This window comes from Halobacillus faecis (genome assembly GCF_007991335.1).
Lineage (GTDB): Bacteria > Bacillota > Bacilli > Bacillales > Halobacillaceae > Halobacillus > Halobacillus faecis.
The window spans coordinates 42,552-60,031 of sequence record NZ_BJYD01000017.1 but is presented as its reverse complement, the minus strand read 5'-3'; the positions used below and the strand labels follow the sequence as shown (position 1 = coordinate 60,031).

Here is a 17,480-nt window from a genome sequence, read left to right as displayed (position 1 = left end):
GTGAAATGGCTATAAGAGAAGTATTAATAGAGCAGTTGAAATCTGTCCACGATGAAAACAGCTGGTTCGTCTGTTTCAATTATGCCGTAAGAGAATTGGAAGAACCACAAGCAATGGAGAAACTGCACGATCAACCCCACTCCATCGCGGAAATCGTCCATCATCTTTATTTTTACAACGAAAGATACTTAAGTCGCTTCCGTGGGGAGGAAGTGGCTGAGCGGCCCCGTCACTATGATACATTTCAAAATCACGGACAAATGGATTGGCATTCACGAGTGACTGACTTCCAAATGGTTATGACGATGTTTAAACAAGAGCTTCTATCATGCAGTCAGGAAAAGCTTGAAATGTGGGCAGAGACCCTTTCGAATTTATTTATGCATAACGCTTACCATATCGGCCAGATTGTCACGATTCGAAAACGAAACGGATGGTGGGGAATAAATCCAGTAGTGAAGGGTTAGTGATTTGGTAAGGACGGAGAAATTACTCGTTCTTATTATCCTATCCGTGTATCTATTATGTAAAAGCGTGCAGGAACAAGGTTCCGTGCACGTTTTTTTATTAGTCTTCGTATTGAGACATAGCGTCGTCTATTTCGTGACGTGTTGACATCAATGGAGTCGTCGGTTCTAGGCATGTGATGCTGCAGAAGCAATCCAGATCTACAGTAATGCAGATTCCTGTTGCGCGAAGGTTACGAATAGAATCTCCCGGGAAATAGTCGCACACATCTTTCTTTCTACAAGATGGTACAGCACGTGCTCCCCCATTTGATTCAGGAATCAAAAGCTCCAGTTTGACACACTTTCCATCATTGGTAAATTTCTTCGCTCTGAAAACTGGAGAGCTCAAGCAGGCAAGATAAGTGGAGCTATTAGACATTAATTGTTTACGAATAACCCCGCTACCGATGAAAGGTTTGCAGTCTTTGCAGTACAAAATGAATGGGATGGTTGTGTTACGTGGTGTCTCTTCAGCAGGTGAAAGCAGATCACGAATGGATCGCTCGCAGCTGACATCGCAACAACCATTGTCCATCAAGGCAGCTACTTCATCTTGAGCTTTAATGATTTCTTTAATAACATCGCGGACGCAGTTGTTATCTCTTCCTTTACAACTCATAAAACATTTCCTCCTTTATTTTTTCTCTACATTCTATGTTTTTTCATAGAGAGCGCTTGTATAGGTGCCTACCAATCTAAGAATCTTCATAGATTGTAAAAATGCTAGGTGAACGCCAAGGCAACCAGCTGTGGAAGGAATATTTTATAGTACTGAGAGTTCACGAAAGCTCAAAGTTCATGGTCTACCACGCCATGGAAAATTTCCCTACGGTCTGATGCCAGCGTACACTGGCATCTTTTTTATTTTTCTTAATTACGCTTAATGCCTTCAAGCAAAAACAGACTTCGAGATAAAGGAAATCGTTTGCCTTATGGAGATTCAGAGGGGACTGGGAAAAGTAGGACTATAATTATAAAATATGAATAATCATTCACTTTTGTTGAATTTTCAGAATAGTAGGTATAAAATGGATGCATACTAACCGTTTGGTATGTTTTGTTAAAGGAGGGAAAAGGGTGAACTTTGATTATTCCGATAAGGTGAAAGGCTACCTAGAAAAGCTGCAACGGTTTATGGATGAACACGTTTATCCAAATGAGTCGGTGTATGAGGAACAACTAAATGCACAAAAGGATCGCTTTTCTGAAGTGCCTCCGATTATGGAAGAGCTGAAATTGAAAGCAAAAGAGGAAGGGCTTTGGAACTTATTTTTACCTGACGATACATATGGAGCCGGGTTGTCAAATCTCGAATATGCTCCACTCTGTGAATTGATGGGCCGTTCTCTCATTGGCCCTGAAGTCTTTAATTGCAATGCACCTGATACAGGGAACATGGAGGTGCTGGCCCGTTATGGAAGTGAAGATCAGAAGGAAGAGTGGTTGGAACCTCTTCTGAAGGGAGAAATCAGATCCTGTTTTTCGATGACCGAGCCGGATGTGGCTTCTTCTGATGCTACAAACATTAAGTCGAGCATTATACGGGACGGAGACGATTATGTTATCAATGGTCGGAAATGGTGGTCTTCAGGAGCAGGAGATCCACGGTGTAAAATCGCCATCTTTATGGGGAAAACGGATCCGGATGCCAAGCGTCATGAGCAACAATCCATGATTCTTATCCCTTTGGATACGGAAGGTGTTCAGATCAAGCGCATGTTACCTGTATTTGGATATGACCATGCTCCCCATGGTCATGCGGAAATTGATTTTCACAATGTCCGTGTCCCGAAGGAAAATATGATTTGGGGAGAGGGTAAAGGGTTCGCCATCGCACAAGGTCGTCTAGGACCTGGAAGAATCCATCATTGCATGCGATTGATTGGAGCAGCGGAACGAGCGCTTGAGGATTTATGTAAGCGTGTTCAAAACAGAGTGGCTTTTCATCGTCCTTTAGCAGAGCAAGGGGTCGTAAGGGAGTGGATCGCAGATTCCCGGATTGAACTTGAACAGGCACGTCTGCTTACCTTAAAAGCTGCTTATATGATGGACACGGTTGGGAATAAGGAAGCGAAAACCGAAATCGCCATGATTAAGGTGGTCGCCCCGAATATGGCATTGAAAGTTATTGACCGGGCGATACAAGCTCACGGCGGGGCAGGAGTCAGTGATGATTTCACCTTAGCTGCCCAATGGGCAAACTCTCGAACATTGAGGCTGGCAGATGGACCGGATGAGGTTCACCGAAGACAGATTGCTAAACTTGAATTATCCAAATATAAGGAGTGAGACCATGCATGTAAAAGATCTTTTTGATTTAAAAGGGAAAACCGCACTTGTTACAGGAGGCGGACGTGGGCTTGGTGAACAAATTGCTGAAGGTCTTGCCGAAGCAGGGGCGAATATTATTGTTTGTTCCCGTAAAAAAGAGGCGTGTGAACAAACGGCGCACAGGCTTGAGGGTGAATGTGGTGTGGAGACACTTGCGCTTGGGTGTGATGTCACGAACCCTCAAGACATTGACCGTGTAGTGGAGGAAGCGTTAGCCAAATTCGGGACGATTGATATTCTTGTTAACAATAGCGGGGCTACGTGGGGCGCACCGACGCTCGAAATGCCACTGGAAGCTTTTCAAAAGGTAATGAACGTCAACGTGACCGGAACTTTCCTTATGTCTCAGAAAGTTGGCGAGCAAATGGTCAAACAGAAGTCCGGAAAGGTCATCAACATTGCTTCTGTTGCTGGTCTTGGTGGTGCGGATCCAAGGTTTATGGAGACGGTCGGCTACAATGCCAGCAAAGGTGCGGTCATCACTTTTACAAAGGATCTAGCAGTGAAGTGGGGCATGCACAACATTCAAGTGAACGCCCTGGCTCCCGGATTCTTCCCGACAAAAATGTCGAAAGGGGTACTTGAGCACGGGGGAGATTTCATACTCGATCGAACGCCGCTGGGACGCTTTGGTTCTGAGGAGGACTTAAAAGGAGCCGCTCTATTTCTAGCATGTCGAGCATCGGATTATGTCACCGGAGACGTCCTCGTTGTTGACGGTGGCATGCACGCTTCCTGTTAATGGATTTTGCTGAGTTAGGACGGATGGGCATGAAAGAGAGAATGATGGACTCAATCATAGAATTATTCGGTAAAAAGGGGTTCCAGGCCACCTCCATCCAGGACATCGTTGATGCGAATGGAGTGACAAAAGGGACATTCTATTACTATTTCAAAAACAAAGAAGATGTACTTGTTCACATTCATCAATCTTTTATTGATCACCTGCTGGAGGGGCAAGAAAATATCATGACAAGCGAAGGTCTTTCCAATCAAGAAAAGTTGTATAGAATTGTAGAGTTGTTGATTGGCAATATCAGAACAAACGGTCATAGTGCACTCGTGTTCTTTCAAGAAATGAGACACCTGAGTGAAGAGAAGACAGCGATCATCATGCCAAAACGCCAACAATTTCAATTGAATATACAGAAAGTGTTGGAAAAGGGGATGGCGGACGGAGAATTCAAGAAAACTCTCCGTGCAGACATGTTATCCTATGCAGTCCTTGGAATGGCGAACTGGAGCTATTTTTGGTACGAACCCGAAGGAGAAGTGGACGAGAAGTCTTTGACTGATTTATATATGCAGTTGATTTTTAACGGAGTGAAGGAGGAGACGAATGACCATTGAAAAATTAGCGGTTGTCGGAGCGGGCAGTATGGGTCATCAGATTGCCATGCTAGGTGCATTAGCTGGATATGAAACCAAGATCCAGGACATCAGCCAGGAATCATTGGAAAAGGCTGAAGCAAAACTTGTTGGGATTATGGAGAAGTGGGTAAGAAAAGAAAAAATTTCTAAAGACGCGCGTGATGAGGCCTTTGCCCGCCTTCATTTTACAACAGAATTGGAGGAAGCGGTATCAAGTGCAGACCTTGTTATTGAAGCTGTCGTTGAAAAACTGGATGTAAAACGACAAGTGTTTGCAAAGCTGGAAGAGCATGCTCCATCTCATACAATTTTTGCGACCAATTCTTCCACGATCGTCAGTTCATTGATTGCTGATGCAACATCAAGGCCTGAAAAGGTGTGCAACATGCACTTTTTCTTCCCGCCACTGGTCATGGACTGCGTGGAAGTTGTCAAAGGTGACCATACCTCTGATGAGACAACTGATTTAGCTATGAAAGTGTGCAAAGAGATGAATCGTACCGCTGTTCTTTTACAAAAAGAAATCTCAGGATTTATTGCCAATCGTATTTTGTTCGCCATTCAAAAAGAAGCGATGAGCTTGTATGAGGGTGGATACGCGGATTATGAAGACATTGATAAAATCGTGAAAAAAGCGCTGAAACATCCCATCGGCCCATTTGAATTGATGGATCTTTCCGGTATAGATGTCGGTTATTATGTCATGCAGCAGCAGTATAAGGAAACCGGTGATCCTAAAGACCGGCCATCTAAAACGATCGAAGAAAAAATGAAAGCAGGAGAGCTTGGCCGTAAAACCGGGAAGGGTTTTTATACCTATGAGAGCTCTGTGAAAAGTTGAGGAGGAGAACGAATGCACGAAATAGAAGTGAACGTGAGATTTTGTGAGACCGACTTATTGGGGCACGTGAACAACAATAACTTTTTTGTCTATATGGAAGATTCACGGATCCGCTTTTTTAATGATTTGGCACTTGTAGGAGATGATTGGAATTTCATCCTTGCATCGACGAAATGTGATTTCATCAAGCAAGTGTACTTCAATCAAACACTGATTATTCGCAGTCATGTCGCAAAAATTGGGCGCTCAAGCTTTCATTTAGAGCAGGAAATGTTTGAAAAAGAGTCAGGTGAACTTGTGGCCAGGGGCTTGTCGGTCATTGTTCAATTCGACTTTGAACAACAGCAAAGTGTCGCGATGACCACGGATATGAAAGAATCCTTATCATCCTATCAAATGGTAGCTAAATAAAGGAGGTTCTTCATGGTTTATACAGAAGATACAAGGCCTGTACGTCAAGGGGAGGAGCTCGATGTAAACAAGCTTGAACGTTTCTTAAGGCAAAAGTTGGAGGTGCCTTCAGGTGATTTGGTAATCAGGCAGTTCGGGGCGGGGCATTCCAATTTAACGTATGAGTTGTCGGTGGGAGAGGAGTGGAAAGCAGTCTTACGTCGCCCTCCCATGGGACCGGTCGCTCCGAAGGCCCACGACATGGAACGTGAATTCAAGGTTCTTCAATCTTTACATCCAGTCTTTCCTTTGGCGCCGAAACCCTATCTCTATGAATCGGGCAACCTGATTGGCCGCCCTTTTTTTCTCATGGAACGCAGAGAAGGCCTCGTATTTGATCACGCCTTCCCAGAAGCTGTGGAAGCGACAGATCAGCTTGGAAGACAACTTTCAGAAACGATGGTCGACCGGCTGGCAGAACTTCATTCACTGGATTACCAACAGACTTCTCTTAAAGATATGGTCAAGCCTGAAGGATTTATGGAAAGGCAAGTCTATGGATGGATCAAACGCTATGAAAAGGCGAGAACTGATGATGTGGTTTCCGGGAAGCGTTTGAAAACATGGCTGATCGATCATATTCCTTTATCCAATGAAGCTACCATCATTCACTATGATTACAAGTTGAACAATGCCATGTTCAGTAAGGAAGATCCCTCACGAATGGTAGGTTTGTTTGATTGGGAAATGACGACCGTAGGAGACCCATTGGCCGATGTTGGAGCTGCCATGAGCTATTGGATTCAGAAAGACGATCCTGAACTTCTGAAAACGGGATTAGGGAAGCCGCCGCTCACGGCTCAGGATGGTTTCTATACAAGGGAGGAATTCATTCAACGTTATGCCGAAAAGAGCGGTCGACATGTGGATGACATAGACTTTTATTTGACCTTCGCCTATTTCAAGTTGGCAGGGATTGTTCAACAAATTTATTACCGCTATAAGAATGGGCAGACACAGGATCCGAGGTTTGCAGGAATGCATGTGTTCGTCAATCAATTGATTCATCATGCGGAAGAAACAGCAGGTCTCTAGCATGGGAACAATCCAAGTCATCTTTAAAAAAGAAGATATACGGCCGGAAAAGTTAAAAGGGAAAGTCGTCGTCGTCTTTGACGTATTATTTGCCACATCCACGATTACAGCTGCGATTGCGGATGGTGCTTCCAGTGTCATTCCAGTATTCAGCCCGGATGAAGCTCGGAAAAAAGCGGAACAATTTGAAGATCCCTTCATTCTGGCTGGAGAGGATAAAGGGAGGGGAATTGCTGGGTTCGAACCACCGTTAAGAACCAACTTGAAATCCATCATTCAGAATAAGCACCTCTTCTTGACGACGACAAATGGGACGGTGGCTTTACACCAATCCACACAGGCTTCCTCTTTATATGCCGCTTCACTGCTGAACAATCCAGCAATGGCCGATCATATGGCAGAGCATCATCAAGGAGAAGATATCGTTCTCGTCTGTGCCGGGTCAAGCGGAAAATACACGGTGGAGGATTTTTATGGCGTCGGCAGTCTAATCTATCACATGCAAAAAAGGGACAGGTGGGAACTTTCGGATGCCGCTGTGACAGCTCTCGGTTTCTACGAAGGAAGCGGGCCCGCAAAAGAATTATTGCGAAACTGTAGAATAGGAAAGTTACTTGTAAAGGCTGGGCTTGATCCGAAAGAAATTGATTTTGCTGCTGAAGAAGGTTTATTCGATTCTATACTGACGTATGACCGTGATAGCGGTCAAATCAAGGAGGGGAAAAATGCAACCAGTTCAGCATAACATTCGTGGTGGAGAGTTTTTGATTTCGGAGATTTCAGAGGATGCTGTGTTCACACCGGAGGATCGGACTGATGAGCATAAGATGATGGCTTCCACTGCTCGACAATTTATTACCCGGGAAATTCACCCGAATAGGGAACGAATCGAAGGTGGAGATTATGATTTTGTAGCTGAGAAAATGCGTCATGCCGGAAATTTGGGGCTGCTCGGTCATAGTATTCCTGAAAATTACGGAGGGCTTGGCTTAGATAAGATCAGTAAAGGAATCGTTGGTGAAGCATTAGGAAATGCAAGCGGCTACAGTGTTGCTCATTCGAACCATACATGTATAGCCACATTACCAATCACCTATTTTGGTACGAAGCAGCAAAAAGAAAAGTATTTGCCTAAACTCGCATCTGGAGAGTACATAGGGGCTTATTGTCTTACAGAGCCTGAAGCTGGTTCCGATGCCCTCTCCGCTAGAACCACAGCCGTGCTTAATGAAGCAGGTACTCATTATCTATTAAACGGAACCAAAATTTATATCACGAATGCCGCTTTTTCCGATACGTTTATTGTCTATGCAAAAGTAGATAGAGAGCACTTTTCCGCTTTTATCGTCGAAAAAAATTTCCCGGGACTTTCCATCGGACCTGAAGAAAAGAAGATGGGAATTAAAGGGTCTTCGACTTGTTCTGTAGTGATGGAAGATTGTGAGGTTCCGGTTGGAAATTTACTCGGAGATGTCGGTAAAGGACATCTGATCGCTCTTAACGTTTTAAATTTAGGGCGTTTCAATTTAGGGTTTGCCACAATGGGAGCAGCAAAATACAGTTTTCAGTTAGCGATTACCCATGTGAAAGAACGGAAACAGTTTAAAAGAAGTATTGCAGAATTTCCAGCAACGAAGGAAAAACTCGCCTCAATGGCGGCTCAAATCTATGGTGCGGAATCTCTGCTTTATCGTACGGCTGGTCATATAGAAGCTTCGCTCCATGGTCACTATGATTCTGAAGATCGTCTATCCACAGCTAAAGCGATGAATGAGCATAAGCTCGAAGCTGCAATTTGTAAGGTTGCCGGGTCGGAAACGCTGGACGAGGTGGTGGATGAAGCCCTACAGCTTCATGGAGGCGCGGGATTCATCAAGGAATATCCCATTGAACAAGCTTATAGAGATTCAAGAATAAACCGAATCTTTGAAGGGACCAATGAAATCAATCGTCTGTTAATTCCAGGTGCTTTTTTGCAAAAAGCAGCCAAAGAAGAATTTGATGCCGCATCATTAATGGAGAAAGCGGAATATTCTTTGAAGAACGGTGGGTATAAACGCTCCGAGAAACGGCAGGAGGCCGTGGCTTTATTCAAGGATTTATATCTTGTATGTGCAGGGGCGGCTTACCGAACATACGGAAAAGCCATTCAGGAAGAACAAGAGATATTAATGAAGCTTGCCGATCTTGCCATTGAAATTTACCGTGTCGAGTCCGCAGTCTTAAGGACAAGGAAAGCGGAACATGCAAAAGATTCGAGCCTTCCATTAAAAGAAATGATGTCCTACACGTTAATTGAACAGTCTGCATTGAATGTACAGCGTTCGATCACCCAGCTTTTATCCGAGCTTTTGCAAGGGGAGGAACGTGTTCAAACTTTACGTCATATCCCTGTGCTTTTAAGTGAATATCAATGGGAAGGGTCAATGGAAAGAAACCGCCAGCTTGCCGATCGAATGATTGCTGCAGGTCAATATGTATCATAAAAAGGAGATGACGAATATGAAACTAGGTAATGATCACTTAACTGTCGATATTAAAGGTCCGGTATTATCCTGTGTACTGAACAGGCCGGATTCATTGAATGCTTTTTCTGATCAAATGATTTTAGGTCTTCAAGAGGCCTTGTCTGAAGCCGAACGTAATGATGATGTGAAAGTTGTGGTGCTTTCAGGGGCCGGCCGATCTTTTTCAGCGGGTGGAGATGTGAAATCCATGGGGACAGCTGACGCACAGCATCTGTATGACCATGTAGGAGAACTCAATCAATTAATTTTGAAAATCAAAGATTTAGCCAAACCAGTCGTGGCAGTGGTACATGGATACGCAGCAGGAGCTGGATTCAACCTTGCGCTTGCCTGTGATCAGATTCTGGCAGGGGAAGAAAGCAAATTTGTGCTTAGCTTTGCACAGGTCGGACTTGTTTCGGACGGAGGCGGTCATTACTTTTTATCACGATTGTTAGGTCCATACCGTACGAAAGAACTGCTGTTCCGCGCAGAACCTATTCCTGTTGAGACAGCTGCTGAATGGGGATTGGTGAATCGCGTCATTCCACTAGCTGATTTAGAAGAAGAGGCTATGAACTATGCCCTTGCTCTTTCTAAAGGTCCGGGCAGAGCGATGGGGATGATGAAAAAGATCGTCGATCAGGCTGATCGCTCCGATTTAGCTACGATTCTTGAGCAGGAAAGAATAACACAAACGATGATGGTCACCACGCAAGATCATAAAGAGGGTGTGCAGGCCTTCAAGGAGAAGCGCAAACCCAACTTTGTTGGGAAATGAGGAGGGAAAAAGATGAAAGCGATTCAGTTCAAAGAATATGGAGCGCCTTCCGTATTGGAGAAGGTGGATGTCGACCGACCAGAGCTTGAACAAGGAGAAGTTCTTCTCAAAGTTCATGCCATCGGAGTGAACTATGCGGACACAGCAAGGCGTGAGGGGGCTTATGTAGTACCCACACCACTTCCCTTTATCCCTGGAGCAGAAGTTGCCGGGGTCGTTGAAGAGGTAGGCGAAGGGGTGAGCCGTGTCGGTAAGGGAGATCGTGTCGTGACCCTCATTGGTTCAGGGGGCTATGCCGAATATGTGAAGGCGAATGAGAGTACTTTGATCCCCATTCCAAACGAAGTCACAGACGAAACCGCTGTAGCTTTACCCTTACAAGGGTTAACCGCCTATCATATTCTCACAACGATGGGGAGGCTGGAAAAAGGAGAAACCGTCCTTGTTCATGCAGCGGCCGGAGGCGTTGGTTCCCTTGCTGTCCAACTAGCCAAACATTTCGGAGCAGGAAAGGTAATCGCAACGGCCAGCACAGATGAAAAGCTGAACTTAGCCCGTGATTTAGGTGCAGACTACGCCATCAACTACACGAATCCGATGTGGCGTGAAGAAGTAATGGAGGCGACGGATGGCAGAGGAGTCGATGTGGCTCTGGAAATGGCTGGAGGCGATATTTTTCACGAGACCGTCAAATGCATGAGAGGATTTGGAAGAGTCGTAGTTTATGGGGTTGCCAGCGGAGAGCCGCCCCAAATGTATCCTTCTGGTCTTATGAATCGAAATCTATCGGTCATTGGATTCTTTTTGCCACAGATTATGAAGAAGCCTGTCCTGTTTGAAAAGAGTTTGAACCATTTATTGAAAATGGTGAAGACTGGTGAATTGAAGTTGACTGTCGGTGGTGTGTTTGATTTAGAGGAAGCGGCTCATGTTCATGAGGTCATGCAGGCCAGAAAAACAAAAGGAAAGCTGGTCTTGAAGCCATAACCTATAAAAAGTACGGCAGACTTGTTCTGCCGTACTTTTTTTGCAGGAAGAAGAGAGGATTCTGTCGAATACAAATGACCACAGATAAAAAGGGGGAGAAGACTAATGTTTGAACAAAAAATCGATGAAGAATTATCACTGAAGATGATCGACCACCGTGATGCGGAAGAGCTATTCCGACTATCGGATCGTTCCAGAGAGCATATAAAAACATGGTTGCCATGGATCCACTTTACAAAAGAAGTGGAAGATACAAGAAACTACATAAAGATGTGTTTGCGCCGTTATGCAGAAAACAACGGGCTGACCGTTTGTATTCTTTATCAAGGAAACATTGCTGGTGTCGTTGATTTTCATGAAATTGATGAGAAAAATAAATTCACAAGCATTGGCTACTGGATGGGAGCTGATTACAAAGGGAAGGGGCTGCTTACACGTTCTTGTCGCGTTCTGTTCGACTATGCGTTTAAGACACTAGGTATGAACCGAATTGAGATTCGAGCAGCCTCTCAGAATACAAAGAGTCGCGGAGTGCCGGAGCGGTTGGGTTTTAAGCAGGAAGGTGTCATCCGTCAAGCAGCCCGGCTTTATGATGAATATACGGACCATGTGGTGTACGGAATGTTGAAAGAAGAGTGGCTGAAGAAAGGGGAGATCACTTGAACGTCACATACGTGGAACATATCCAAAAAAAGAGCCCGCAAAAAAAGGAATGCGAAGACGCTTTTGTTCTAAATGAACAAGCTGGTATTTATGGGGTTTTAGATGGAGCAACTCCGCTCGTCTGTTTCAAGGATGAAGCAGGCCATAATGGAGCGTATCTTGCCGCACGAATTTTCAAAACTAAAATGGAGCGGTTAAAGAGTGGGGAAGAGTTGGTGAAGGCCGTAGAAGAAGCCAACCTACATCTGAAGGAAGAGATGGAAAGATCCGCTGTCCAGACAGAACTCGAAGAAGAACGATGGTCCACATGCGTAGCGGTTGTTAAAGTTATGGATGACCAGATTCATTATGTGCAGCTAGGGGATTCTATGATTCTTGTAGAGGATGAGAATGGAAAGTTTAAGGTTGTCACAATTGACTCTGTCAAAGGGATCAGCGAAAGAGCGAAGCAGAAACGTGTCGAAGGAAAAAAGGCTGGAGAGAACCTTCCACCTGAAAGTTACTATGATCTACACATGAATAAGCTTCGCTACAACCGTCGGCTTGCAAATGTGGAAGGTGGCTATACGGTTGCTAACGGAATGCCTGAGGTGATGGAATACCTTGATCAAGGAGTAATCAAAAGAAAAGGGATTCGGAGCCTCCTGCTTATTTCTGATGGTTTATTTCATCCCGAACTTACCCTTGAAGAAACGTATCAGAGAATTCGAGAAGTAGGGTTGGAAGGTTATGTTCATGAATTAACGGAACACCTGAATAAACATTCTCTCCATATCGATGACCGAACAGCGGTATGGATTAAATTTAACTAAGTGCACCCTCCTATGAAAGGTGCACTTAGTTTAGGTTTTTTATGTTACAACGGCTAGGACGAAACCGTCATATCCTTTGCTTCCTACTGTTTGAAAAGCTGTGGAATCAAGGTGGGGGTGGTTGTTTAATACGTCAAACATCTCTCGTATGCCCAAAATACTCTTATCCTTGCTTTCTGAGTCGAGCAGTTCCCCATCCCGTACAACATTATCTACTAAAATCGTCGTACCGGGCTTGGATAGCTTAAGAACTTCTTTGATATAGTGGGGATTATTATTCTTATCTGCATCAATAAAAATAAAATCGAAGGGTTCCCGTCCCTCTAAAGTGGGCAAAGATTTAAGAGCGGGACCGACAATCACTTCAACCTTATCCTTCACTCCTGCCATTTCCATATTCCTGGAGGCCACTTCGGCATGTGTCGGGTTGAATTCTAATGTAGTGACGTGACCATCTTCAGGGAGGGATTTCGCCATCCATATGGTGCTGTATCCACCGAGAGTGCCAATCTCCAAAACATTTTTCGCGGCTTTCATTTTCACAAAAAGCTGAAGCATCTTTCCCTGGACGGCAGACACGTCGATGGAAGGGAGTCCTGCTTCTTCGTTTGCTTTTCGTACATTCTCCATAACAGGATCTGCGGGAATCAGCTGATCGATAAAGTACTGATCTACTTGCTTCCAAGTCTCCAGATTTCGCAACCAAACCACTCCTTATGTATAAGTTTCTTCTAGTGTAATCCTCTTTCACTAAAAATTCGAACAAAAAGGGGCTTCAATACCCACTTCCTAATTAAAGGATATGGCAGGATTGTAGAAGACTCAGTTTCGAGAGGTTTCCGGGGTTCGTTGCCTTGTTGGGCGTCAGGGGTGGCTGGGATGCTACTCCCTTTCCTGCGGGGATGACGGCAAGCCTCCTCGTGCTTGCGCACTGTGGGGTCTTGCCAGTCGATCCATTCCCGCGGGAGTCTCGCAGCTTCCCAACCACCCCTTTCGATGTAAGTTAGAAACAAACGCCTATACGAATTTAGAGGCTCCCACTATCCAACTGTTAGAGGTGCAAAGCGCTCTGGATCAAGATTTTACGTACTGCGGCAGGGTTCTAATCATCCACTTTCCTCAATCATAAGAGTCAATTTTTAGAAGTGGTCTCGAGAATCTTTCATGGCAAAGGAGCGAACCTTTTCCCGGAGCCCCTAGAACCACACAATCGTCTCGAAACTGAGTCTTCCACAATTGGGAGCTTTAGTGCATGAAAAAAGAGCTCAGATTGCCTGAGCTCTTTGGGGTTAACCGAATAGTTTTGGAATGCCTTGGATTAGTGACATGCCGCCCATGTAGGACATGGCAATGACGATGAGGACACCGAAGATGGTCAACCATAGCGGGTGTTTGTAGTCCCCAACGATTTTTTGTTTATATGCGGCAACCAGCATGACACCCAGTGCAATAGGTAGAATCAAGCCGTTTAATGAGCCGACAAGAATCAACACTTTGACAGGCTCGCCGACAGAAACGAATACGGTGGTTGAGATGACGATAAACGCGACAATAAACCATTTATGGTACTTGTTGATCGTTTTATTGAATGTACGAATGAATGAGACAGATGTATAAGCGGCTCCAACGACAGAAGTTACGGCAGCTGCCCACATGATGACACCGAAGATTTTATATCCGACATTTCCAGCGGCTGCCTGGAAAACAGAAGCTGGTGGGTTTTCAGGGTTCAGGGTGAAACCTGAGGCTACAACACCCAGGGAAGCAAGGAAAAGGAAGATTCTCATGACAGAGGCAATTCCAATCGCAGACACGGAACTTTTTGTGACTTGTGGGAGTGCTTCTTTTCCTTTCACACCTGCGTCTAGAAGACGGTGGCCACCGGCGAATGTAATATAGCCTCCAACGGTCCCCCCGACGAGTGTGATGATCGCCAGAAAATCAATCGTATCAGGGACGAATGTTTTTGTGACCGCTTCTCCTACAGGCGGTTGGGCAGAGAACATAACGAAAATCGTCAAAGCAATCATAACGAAACCAGCAATTTGTGCGAATCGGTCCATGACTTTACCAGCTTCGCGCACCAGAAAGACGGCGATGGCTACAATACCACTAAATAATGCCCCCATTTCAGGTGGAATTCCGAAAAGTACATTGGTACCTAGGCCGGCGCCTGCGATATTCCCAATATTAAAGGCTAATCCACCGGCAACAATGAGTACAGATAAAAATACTCCAAGGCCGGGGAGGAGGCTGTTAGCGATGTCTTGAGCCGGTTTTTCAGATACGGCAATGATTCGCCATATGTTCAATTGGGCCCCGATGTCTATAATAATGGAGATTAAGATGACGAATCCGAAACTTGCTGCAAGTTGTTGAGTGAAGTGAGTCGTTTGTGTCAGGAAGCCAGGACCGATGGCGGACGTCGCCATCAAGAAAGCGGCTCCTAACAGGAGACTTCTTGTCGATTGTTCTTTCATGGAGTAGCTCCTTTGTTATGTTGGTTGTGATGTATGAATTCTATTGTTTACTTATTTTGTGATAAATTCACTGATGGATTGAAGTGTGATTTCTGATTCTTTCAGGGCTTTTGTAATATAGTTGGCGAAATCGATCGCGCTTCCTCCGTCACCGTGAATACAAATCGTATGAACATCAATATCAATATCCGTGTCTTGTACGGTACGGACCTTGTTTTCTTTAATCATGCGAATGACTTGTTCCACCGCCTGCTGGTGATCGGTGATGAGCGCGTTTGGTTCTCTTCGGGAAGTAAGTGATCCATCCTGTTGATAAGTTCGATCTGAGAATACTTCGCTTGCTGTCTTAAGCCCTTGTTCATGCCCGGCTTTCACGAGTTCACTTCCTGCCAGTCCAAAGAGGACTAGCTCAGAGTCCACATCGTAAATAGCTTTGGCAATGGCGTGTGCCAAGGATTGGTCTTTCGCAGCCATGTTAAAGAGAGCTCCGTGGGGCTTAACGTGTTGTAGACGTCCCCCTTCAGTATCCACAAATCCTTTCAGAGCTCCGATTTGATAGACCACCATATCATAAGCTTCTTCTTCGGAAATATCCATCGGACGTCGGCCGAAGCCCGCTAGATCTGGAAGACCTGGATGGGCGCCAATCCCGACGTTATGTTCCAGCGCCATTCGGACCGTTTTTTTCATGATAGATGGATCTCCGGCATGGTAGCCGCATGCGATATTCGCGGAGGTTACGTATTTCATTATTTCCTCGTCACGGCCAATGGTATAGCGGCCGAAACTTTCTCCCATATCACAATTCAAGTCTACGATATGCATAGATTCTCCTCCTCATAGTCGTTTGGTTTCAATCCCTCTTTGCAGTTGTTTTAAGTTTTTTTCTTTTTCTAAGAGCAGGCGTTGAGCTTCTTCGTGAGAAATAGGTGTAAATCTGATACTTTCTCCGGGCCGCATTTGTGCGACTCTAGGTAGATCGATCGAAGCCACTTGTCCGATTTTGGGATAACCGCCAGTGGTTTGGTGATCTGCTACTAGTAAAATTGGATTCCCATCTGGAGGTACTTGAATGGTTCCGAACGTAACCGCTTCTGAAACGATATCTTTCTTATTTTCAAGTTTTAAGGTTCCGCCACTTAAACGGTACCCCATACGGTCTGATTTCGAATCAATTTGAAAAGGATCGTTGAAGAATTGTTCTTTACTCTTCTCTGTGAATAACTTAAATTCACGGCCGGCCATAACCCGGATCGGCTGATTGTCCTTCATATAATTGGTGAACTCAGGACCGACGAACCAGGAAGCTTCTTTAAAGGATATAGGCTTATCCGCAGTTTTCATTTGTTCTTTTGAGTAACGAAGTTGAGAATCCGAGTGACCAAAACGAAGCTGGTCTCCTTTTTCTAGAGTGCGTCCTTCAAAACCACCCATGTTTGCACGCAGATAGGTGGACGAACTTCCCATAACCTTCCGCACCTGAAACCCTCCGGCAATGGAAAGGTAGCATCTGAATCCTTTTTTGGGTTTGCCAAAACGAAGCTCACTTCCTTCTTTTATGTACAATGGTTTCCACATGGCGACACTCTCACCGTCAATCATTGGCGTAAGATTTCCCCCGCAGATAGCGATGAAGGCATCTTCTTGAAATTCAAGGACAGGCCCCATAAGTGTCATTTCCATTGTCGCCGCATCGGCAGGATTTCCGACGAGGAGGTTTGCGATTCGGTGGGCCTGTTGATCCATGGCTCCACTCACAATGACTCCATCTTTTTGATAGCCATATCGTCCTATATCCTGAATGGTGGTCATCAACCCCGATTTCAGTACAGAAATCATTGTTCCCCCTCCTTTAGTTGTATATATTCTGCTTCATCAATGCGTGTGAAACGAATGCGGTCTCCTGCTTGAAGTAGAGAAGGACGATCTCGATCAGGTTCGAAAAGTTTGAGAGGGGTTCTGCCGATCAATTGCCATCCCCCTGGAGTTTCAATAGGATATACTCCCGTTTGTTCTCCGGCAATCCCAACGGTGCCTGAAGGAATCGAAAGCCTTGGATCGTCATGCCGGGGAGCAGCAATTTTTTTATTCATTCCACCGATATATGGAAAGCCGGGTGCAAATCCAATCATGTACACAAGGTAATCCCCATTCATGTGGGTGTCTATGACTTCTTCTTCGCTCATGCTATTATGTGAAGCTACGAAGGAGAGATCTGGTCCCCATTCTCCTCCGTAGCATACAGGTATTTCTATAGTTCTCTCCTCAGAGTGATAGGTGGAGGATTGGGATAACAATGCTAACACTTCTGTTCGGGCCCATTCATAGGGAAGAAGATCTTGTGAACCTATCTGTTTAGCTATGTAGTAGGGGTTATATAGAATGGTTAGAGTAGAAAAAGCTGGGATGTATTCAATCATCCAGCTGGGTTTTTGGTCATCTAGTTGTGCGGCAGCTTGACGTACTTGTTGATTGGTTTCCTCATTAATAGATTCTCCAAAATCAATAAGGAGAGCCTGATCTCCAAGAGGATGAATGCTTATATTCAAGAAAATACCTCCTATACACTTTTGAAAGTAGTGATGCCAAACAACTCTACAGAATGGCGAGTATTGCGTTAACTAACCGGTTAAATTTGGCAGGGAAATATCAAAGGATGTCATTTTTTCTAACTTATGGACGTTAATATCGTATCCTATTTTTTCAGCTGTTT

The 17,480-nt window shown here is 44.8% G+C and carries 19 protein-coding genes; 13 read left to right on the top strand and 6 right to left on the bottom strand.

The features are described from left to right. The first annotated feature begins 5 nt into the window (after positions 1-5). Positions 6-467: a DinB family protein gene (locus tag HFA01_RS09055; protein WP_146815428.1), complete on the top strand. Its 462-nt coding sequence runs from the start codon at positions 6-8 to the stop codon at positions 465-467. Positions 468-567: 100 nt separating this feature from the next. On the opposite strand, the gene HFA01_RS09050 is transcribed toward HFA01_RS09055, so the two are convergent. After that, complete coding sequence (locus HFA01_RS09050; protein WP_146815426.1) at positions 568-1,128, bottom strand: CotY/CotZ family spore coat protein; 561 nt, start codon at positions 1,126-1,128, stop codon at positions 568-570. A gap of 458 nt (positions 1,129-1,586) precedes the next feature. Here HFA01_RS09050 and HFA01_RS09045 point away from each other — a divergent pair, with 458 nt between their 5' ends. From HFA01_RS09045 to HFA01_RS08990, 12 genes are all read left to right on the top strand, one after another. Beyond that, positions 1,587-2,798, top strand: coding sequence for an acyl-CoA dehydrogenase (locus HFA01_RS09045; protein ID WP_146815424.1), 1,212 nt, complete (start codon positions 1,587-1,589; stop codon positions 2,796-2,798). Between the two features lie 4 nt (positions 2,799-2,802). Continuing rightward, positions 2,803-3,582, top strand: coding sequence for an SDR family oxidoreductase (locus tag HFA01_RS09040; protein WP_146815421.1), 780 nt, complete (start codon positions 2,803-2,805; stop codon positions 3,580-3,582). Positions 3,583-3,611: 29 nt separating this feature from the next. After that, positions 3,612-4,190 carry a TetR/AcrR family transcriptional regulator gene (locus HFA01_RS09035; protein ID WP_146815419.1) on the top strand — a complete coding sequence of 193 codons (579 nt, stop codon included), beginning with the start codon at positions 3,612-3,614 and terminating at the stop codon, positions 4,188-4,190. Next, entirely contained in the window at positions 4,180-5,052 is an 873-nt protein-coding gene (locus tag HFA01_RS09030; protein WP_146815417.1) for a 3-hydroxyacyl-CoA dehydrogenase family protein, read from the top strand. The genes HFA01_RS09035 and HFA01_RS09030 overlap by 11 nt, the downstream gene beginning before the upstream one ends. A 12-nt stretch (positions 5,053-5,064) precedes the next feature. Next, positions 5,065-5,463 (top strand): acyl-CoA thioesterase, encoded by a 399-nt coding sequence (locus HFA01_RS09025; RefSeq protein ID WP_146815414.1) that lies wholly within the window; start codon positions 5,065-5,067, stop codon positions 5,461-5,463. A gap of 12 nt (positions 5,464-5,475) precedes the next feature. Further along, on the top strand, positions 5,476-6,537 hold the full coding sequence (locus tag HFA01_RS09020) for a phosphotransferase family protein (RefSeq protein WP_146815412.1): 1,062 nt from the start codon (positions 5,476-5,478) through the stop codon (positions 6,535-6,537). A gap of 1 nt (position 6,538) precedes the next feature. After that, on the top strand, positions 6,539-7,282 hold the full coding sequence (locus HFA01_RS09015; protein WP_146815410.1) for a 2-phosphosulfolactate phosphatase: 744 nt from the start codon (positions 6,539-6,541) through the stop codon (positions 7,280-7,282). Next, positions 7,263-9,023, top strand: a complete 1,761-nt coding sequence (locus tag HFA01_RS09010) for an acyl-CoA dehydrogenase FadE (protein ID WP_146815408.1) — start codon at positions 7,263-7,265, stop codon at positions 9,021-9,023. The genes HFA01_RS09015 and HFA01_RS09010 overlap by 20 nt, the downstream gene beginning before the upstream one ends. Positions 9,024-9,039: 16 nt before the next feature. After that, the gene (locus HFA01_RS09005; RefSeq protein WP_146815407.1) at positions 9,040-9,825 is read left to right on the top strand and encodes an enoyl-CoA hydratase/isomerase family protein; all 786 of its coding nucleotides are present in this window, start codon (positions 9,040-9,042) and stop codon (positions 9,823-9,825) included. Between the two features lie 12 nt (positions 9,826-9,837). Next, positions 9,838-10,812 (top strand): quinone oxidoreductase family protein, encoded by a 975-nt coding sequence (locus HFA01_RS09000; RefSeq protein ID WP_146815405.1) that lies wholly within the window; start codon positions 9,838-9,840, stop codon positions 10,810-10,812. Between the two features lie 105 nt (positions 10,813-10,917). Further along, positions 10,918-11,475, top strand: a complete 558-nt coding sequence (locus tag HFA01_RS08995; protein ID WP_146815401.1) for a GNAT family N-acetyltransferase — start codon at positions 10,918-10,920, stop codon at positions 11,473-11,475. Continuing rightward, complete coding sequence (locus tag HFA01_RS08990; protein ID WP_167506214.1) at positions 11,472-12,287, top strand: protein phosphatase 2C domain-containing protein; 816 nt, start codon at positions 11,472-11,474, stop codon at positions 12,285-12,287. Before HFA01_RS08995 ends, HFA01_RS08990 begins: the two co-directional genes overlap by 4 nt. Positions 12,288-12,326: 39 nt before the next feature. On the opposite strand, the gene HFA01_RS08985 is transcribed toward HFA01_RS08990, so the two are convergent. The 5 genes from HFA01_RS08985 to pxpB all read right to left on the bottom strand — a co-directional run bounded on the left by HFA01_RS08985 (position 12,327) and on the right by pxpB (position 17,316). Then, positions 12,327-12,989, bottom strand: coding sequence for an O-methyltransferase (locus HFA01_RS08985; protein ID WP_146815397.1), 663 nt, complete (start codon positions 12,987-12,989; stop codon positions 12,327-12,329). A gap of 587 nt (positions 12,990-13,576) precedes the next feature. Next, complete coding sequence (locus HFA01_RS08980) at positions 13,577-14,767, bottom strand: NRAMP family divalent metal transporter (protein ID WP_146815395.1); 1,191 nt, start codon at positions 14,765-14,767, stop codon at positions 13,577-13,579. A gap of 51 nt (positions 14,768-14,818) precedes the next feature. Continuing rightward, on the bottom strand, positions 14,819-15,592 hold the full coding sequence (locus tag HFA01_RS08975) for a LamB/YcsF family protein (protein ID WP_146815393.1): 774 nt from the start codon (positions 15,590-15,592) through the stop codon (positions 14,819-14,821). Positions 15,593-15,604: 12 nt separating this feature from the next. After that, positions 15,605-16,606, bottom strand: a complete 1,002-nt coding sequence (locus HFA01_RS08970) for a 5-oxoprolinase subunit C family protein (RefSeq protein WP_146815391.1) — start codon at positions 16,604-16,606, stop codon at positions 15,605-15,607. Continuing rightward, on the bottom strand, positions 16,603-17,316 hold the full coding sequence (pxpB, locus tag HFA01_RS08965) for a 5-oxoprolinase subunit PxpB (RefSeq protein ID WP_146815389.1): 714 nt from the start codon (positions 17,314-17,316) through the stop codon (positions 16,603-16,605). The genes HFA01_RS08970 and pxpB overlap by 4 nt, the downstream gene beginning before the upstream one ends. Positions 17,317-17,480 lie beyond the last annotated feature (164 nt).

Bases quoted from the DNA above. Each gene is read 5' to 3' on its own strand.
- HFA01_RS09055 (WP_146815428.1), top strand. From the start codon at position 6: ATGGCTATAAGAGAAGTATTAATAGAGCAGTTGAAATCTGTCCACGAT.
- HFA01_RS09050 (WP_146815426.1), bottom strand. From the start codon at position 1,128: ATGAGTTGTAAAGGAAGAGATAACAACTGCGTCCGCGATGTTATTAAA.
- HFA01_RS09040 (WP_146815421.1), top strand. From the start codon at position 2,803: ATGCATGTAAAAGATCTTTTTGATTTAAAAGGGAAAACCGCACTTGTT.
- HFA01_RS09035 (WP_146815419.1), top strand. From the start codon at position 3,612: ATGAAAGAGAGAATGATGGACTCAATCATAGAATTATTCGGTAAAAAG.
- HFA01_RS09030 (WP_146815417.1), top strand. From the start codon at position 4,180: ATGACCATTGAAAAATTAGCGGTTGTCGGAGCGGGCAGTATGGGTCAT.
- HFA01_RS09025 (WP_146815414.1), top strand. From the start codon at position 5,065: ATGCACGAAATAGAAGTGAACGTGAGATTTTGTGAGACCGACTTATTG.
- HFA01_RS09020 (WP_146815412.1), top strand. From the start codon at position 5,476: ATGGTTTATACAGAAGATACAAGGCCTGTACGTCAAGGGGAGGAGCTC.
- HFA01_RS09015 (WP_146815410.1), top strand. From the start codon at position 6,539: ATGGGAACAATCCAAGTCATCTTTAAAAAAGAAGATATACGGCCGGAA.
- HFA01_RS09010 (WP_146815408.1), top strand. From the start codon at position 7,263: ATGCAACCAGTTCAGCATAACATTCGTGGTGGAGAGTTTTTGATTTCG.
- HFA01_RS09005 (WP_146815407.1), top strand. From the start codon at position 9,040: ATGAAACTAGGTAATGATCACTTAACTGTCGATATTAAAGGTCCGGTA.
- HFA01_RS09000 (WP_146815405.1), top strand. From the start codon at position 9,838: ATGAAAGCGATTCAGTTCAAAGAATATGGAGCGCCTTCCGTATTGGAG.
- HFA01_RS08995 (WP_146815401.1), top strand. From the start codon at position 10,918: ATGTTTGAACAAAAAATCGATGAAGAATTATCACTGAAGATGATCGAC.
- HFA01_RS08980 (WP_146815395.1), bottom strand. From the start codon at position 14,767: ATGAAAGAACAATCGACAAGAAGTCTCCTGTTAGGAGCCGCTTTCTTG.
- HFA01_RS08975 (WP_146815393.1), bottom strand. From the start codon at position 15,592: ATGCATATCGTAGACTTGAATTGTGATATGGGAGAAAGTTTCGGCCGC.
- HFA01_RS08970 (WP_146815391.1), bottom strand. From the start codon at position 16,606: ATGATTTCTGTACTGAAATCGGGGTTGATGACCACCATTCAGGATATA.